This window comes from Streptomyces sp. CAI-85 (genome assembly GCF_013363615.1).
Lineage (GTDB): Bacteria > Actinomycetota > Actinomycetes > Streptomycetales > Streptomycetaceae > Streptomyces > Streptomyces antibioticus_B.
Genome location: NZ_JAANNX010000275.1, coordinates 1 through 525, shown reverse-complemented (window position 1 = coordinate 525; position 525 = coordinate 1). Strand labels below are relative to the sequence as shown.

The following is a 525-nucleotide window of genomic DNA, read 5'->3' as shown; positions in this document are numbered from 1 at the left end:
GCGGCGGTAGGCGATCAGGTCCTCGATGGAGATGATCGTCAGGCCGTGCTTGCGGGCGAACGGGATCAGTTCGGGCAGCCGGAGCATCCGGCCGTCCTCGCCGGCGATCTCGACGATCGCGCCGGCCGGGCGCAGTCCGGCGAGCCGGGCGAGGTCGACGGCGGCCTCGGTGTGGCCGTTGCGGGTGAGGACGCCGCCGGGCCGGGCGCGCAGCGGGAAGATGTGGCCGGGCCGGACGAAGTCGTCGGCGTCGGAGGTGCCGTCGGCGAGCAGCCGCAGCGTGGCGGCGCGGTCGGCGGCGGAGATGCCGGTGGTGACGCCGTGGGCGGCGGAGGCGTCGACGGAGACGGTGAAGGCGGTCTTCATCGACTCGGTGTTGTCGTCGACCATCTGCGGGAGCTTCAGCCGCTCCAGTTCGTCGGCCTCCATGGGGGCGCAGATCAGGCCGCGGCACTCGCTCATCATGAAGGCGACGATCTCGGGGGTGGCCTTCTCGGCGGCGATGACGAGGTCGCCCTCGTTCTC

The 525-nt window shown here is 72.4% G+C and carries 1 protein-coding gene; it reads right to left on the bottom strand.

Features of this window, described 5'->3' with window-relative positions; all coding sequences use genetic code 11:
* The coding region (gene ribB, locus G6W55_RS38235; protein WP_175525130.1) for a 3,4-dihydroxy-2-butanone-4-phosphate synthase at positions 1-525 on the bottom strand (525 nt) is incomplete at both ends.